This window comes from Arthrobacter sp. H5 (assembly GCF_000520595.1).
Lineage (GTDB): Bacteria > Actinomycetota > Actinomycetes > Actinomycetales > Micrococcaceae > Arthrobacter_D.
Genome location: NZ_AZSC01000359.1, coordinates 1 through 3,288, shown reverse-complemented (window position 1 = coordinate 3,288; position 3,288 = coordinate 1). Strand labels below are relative to the sequence as shown.

The window sequence follows — 3,288 nt, the reverse complement described above, 5'->3', positions numbered from 1 at the left end:
GGATACCTCTGCGCCCACTACGCCCTGCGATCCCTGATCGCCGACGTCGCCCACCAATTCGAGGAAGACCCTTTACGGCTCTCCTTCACACGCACCCTCCGGGCAGCCAGGCGGACCATCGCCGGGCCCCCGGCCTTTTCCCCCTCACCAAGCTAAAGACGCATTCGTGCTCTTCGCCACGGAGATCCTCCACGAACTCCTGCCCCAACGAAGACCCAGAACCAACCCCAGGGCCGTCAAACGCAAAATGTCCAACTGGCCACTCAAACGCATGCCCAAGAAGCCTAAGTAAACGGCATTGAGGCTAGGCCACCCGTTTGTGATCCTTACGGAAGATGCCGTGCAAGTGTCCCCCCACCGTGTCACGCAGGATCAGGTCGTAGACGCGGCTCGCGCCAGCGGGGAAACCCTCTTCGCTAGGCACGCCTTGGTCGATCGTGGTGTTCATCGCGGCAGAGACCGAAATTTCCCGGGCGACCCTCTACAGAAACCCCGAACTGTGGACACTGATCCAGGAATACCGACCCCTTGGTGCTCAACGCAGCAGCACGCCACGGTGCCGAGCAGAGAAAGGAGGATGACGGGATCAAGCACTCAGTGCGCCTTGCTTCGTTGGTTGAAGTGACATCAGATGGGAGAATCTGAGAGTTTTCCAGCCTGAGGGGGCAAAATCTGTTGGACAAAACATCATGCAGACGGCGGCCTTCGCTCAAGGTTCATGACCAACGCTTCTGGCTGCAAACGTAGACAGAATAGATAAATACCTGACAGTTGGAGCAGGTATTGTGAAGCGCGTATTTCTGGTCGTCTATAATGGGGGTGTGGCTGACTGGACCTTTCTTACTAATCACACGCACGTGCTGATGTGCGTTGCGAACGATCCCGGGATGCGTTTTCGCGACATCGCGGTAGCGGTGGGTATTACCGAACGTGCCGCCCAGCGCATCGTGGCCGAACTTGTCGCAGCCGGTTATCTAAAGCGTCAACGCGATGGGCGGCGTAATCGGTATCAGCTCTACCCGGAATTGCCACTACGACATCCCTTGGAACGCCACCACCAAATTGGAGAGCTTCTTGAGGTGTTCGAAGCCAACCCACATTCCGTGGTACCAACCCACCATCACATCGGATAGTTGGGCGAGGCCCGGATATGAACGGTGTCTGGCTGACCCAGCGCTGCCACTCCTAGTGAAACGTTCAGTTAGGGGTTTCGTGGTTCTCTCCGACTCGTACACCCCGTCCCTGTGGTAGCCGCCGGTCCCACCTGGAAGTTCACGATGTTCGAAGACTCCATCACGCTAGACCTCGCTACTGCCTCACCCGGGAAGGGAGGTAAATCGTGATAGTCACCGAAACCGGCGGTTCGGAGACACCCTCCGTCTATTCCGGTGAGCAAATTTCCCTCCTCACCCAGCACGGCAAGGAACGCGTGATCGCGCCCGTGCTGTGCTGGGGCGCGCGCTCGGCTGCCGGGTCGAACACATCGTAGGTTACGACACGGACTTGCTCGGTACTTTTACCCGCGACATCTCCCGCGTGGGAACACAGCTTGAGGCCGCACGCAACAAAGCGCGCATAGGCATCGAATTGTCAGGGTTGCCGCTGGGTCTCGCCAGTGAAGGTTCGTTTGGCCACGACCCGTATGTTGGGATGTTCTCCTGGAACGTCGAACTCCTAGTCTGGATCGACGTCGAGCGCAATCTGGAGGTGGTCGGCATCGCCCAGGGCAATACGAATTTCTCCCACCTTCTGGCGGCGGACTGGGAAACAGCCGAAGCTTTTGCCCGTCAATCCAAGTTCCCCGAGCATTATCTGGTGCTACGCCCGGAAGGCGAGCACGACCCGCGCATCCGCAAAGGAATCGCCACCTGGCCGGAGCTGGAAGTCACTTTCACCCGGATGCTGGAGCAATCCGCGAACACTATGGTGCTTCTCGAGACCGACATGCGCGCCCACACCAATCCGACACGCATGGAAAACATCCGCCTCGCCGCCAAAGACCTCGCACAGAAGTTACGCTCCCTATGTCCGGCCTGCGGCACTCCGGGATTCTGGAAGGCAGAACGGGTAGAAGGACTGCCGTGCAGAGCCTGCGGCGCCCCCACGGGCGAGACCCGCGCGGAAATCCATGGGTGCCTCAGATGCACACATCGCATTACCAACGACCTGACAGGCCTTCAATACGCCGACCCGGGGTGTTGTGAGTATTGCAACCCTTGACCCTGCCTCGACCCTTGACGCGCCTTTCCCGGAATCGTCGCGAAAACCTGTGCCCGCAAGCACCTACGGCCGGGTGGTGGCCCTAAACCTATGAGCGGTACTGCCACCTCCTCACCCACTGGACGCGCAAGCGTCCGAAAATCAAAGCGTGCAGAAAAACGGTGAGAACGGGCGAGTTTACAGTGCCTCTTTTCAGACACCATCGTTGCAATACCTGAGTCACGCGGCGCTCATTGATCCTCGCCATCACGACAGCAGTCCTCCGGAACGCAGTGAGGTCCGTTGTCCCAGTGGGAGCGAGCGAGCACCGGGTCACTTCGCCGGGTCCGGCTCCGTCCGGGCCGAGCAACACCCCCGCCTGTAAAGACGAGGCACCCCTGCCCGGCTAGTACTACAGTCGCGTTTATGGGGTGTGTCCGCGGGCTTTGTAATGACTATGTCGGGCGCGGTGCTGGTGTTTTCGACGCCAGGTTGAGTGTTCCAGGACTTGTTCGGGGGCGATGGTCCGGTGCCAGACTAGTCGGACCAACAGGCGTCTGATTTCGGGCAGTGAGAGCCGGATCAGTACGCCGTCAGCGGGGGCAGGGCCCCTTTTTTGGAGCGGATCACGGTCAGGAAGGCCTGGGCGAACATGGAGAGGGTGATGTGGCGGTACCAGCCGGTGTATTGGCGGACTTGGTAGTGATCCAGCCCTGTTTCGCCTTTGGAGGTTTGGAAGGTTTCCTCGATGGCCCAGCGGGCGCCGGCGATCCGCACCAGTTCGGCGAGGGAGACCCGGTTGGGGCCGTGGCAGATGTAGTAGGCCAGGTCGGTGGGGTTTTTCAGGGACCGGCGGGCCAGCAGCCAGTGTTCTCTGGTTTCGGCGGGTCCGTTGATGCGGGTCCGTGCCCAGGAATAGCGGCGGTCGCCCTTGGTTCCGGCCCCGGCTGTCCGGGTCCGCCAGGCATTGGCGAACAGGGAAGCGATGAGTTTATCAGCGCGCCATTGCTCGCCGATCCCTGCCGTGGGGGCGAGGACGTTTTGGTTCATGGGAACAGCCAGCACGTAGTGCAAACCCCTGGCTTCCAG

General features: G+C 60.2%; 3 protein-coding genes and 2 pseudogenes. 4 read left to right on the top strand and 1 reads right to left on the bottom strand.

The features are described from left to right. From Y708_RS28910 to Y708_RS22220, 4 genes and pseudogenes are all read left to right on the top strand, one after another. A pseudogene (locus Y708_RS28910) lies at nucleotides 1-156 on the top strand (IS4 family transposase); the annotation flags it as partial. A gap of 665 nt (nucleotides 157-821) precedes the next feature. After that, on the top strand, nucleotides 822-1,133 hold the full coding sequence (locus tag Y708_RS0101565; RefSeq protein ID WP_155853626.1) for a helix-turn-helix transcriptional regulator: 312 nt from the start codon (nucleotides 822-824) through the stop codon (nucleotides 1,131-1,133). Between the two features lie 206 nt (nucleotides 1,134-1,339). Beyond that, nucleotides 1,340-1,489: a hypothetical protein gene (locus tag Y708_RS30680; RefSeq protein ID WP_253905654.1), complete on the top strand. Its 150-nt coding sequence runs from the start codon at nucleotides 1,340-1,342 to the stop codon at nucleotides 1,487-1,489. Nucleotides 1,490-1,536: 47 nt separating this feature from the next. Then, nucleotides 1,537-2,220, top strand: a complete 684-nt coding sequence (locus tag Y708_RS22220; RefSeq protein ID WP_253905653.1) for a DUF6671 family protein — start codon at nucleotides 1,537-1,539, stop codon at nucleotides 2,218-2,220. 561 nt (nucleotides 2,221-2,781) lie between these two features. Here the strand turns inward: Y708_RS22220 and Y708_RS0101555 are convergent. Further along, a pseudogene (locus Y708_RS0101555) lies at nucleotides 2,782-3,288 on the bottom strand (IS701 family transposase); the annotation flags it as partial.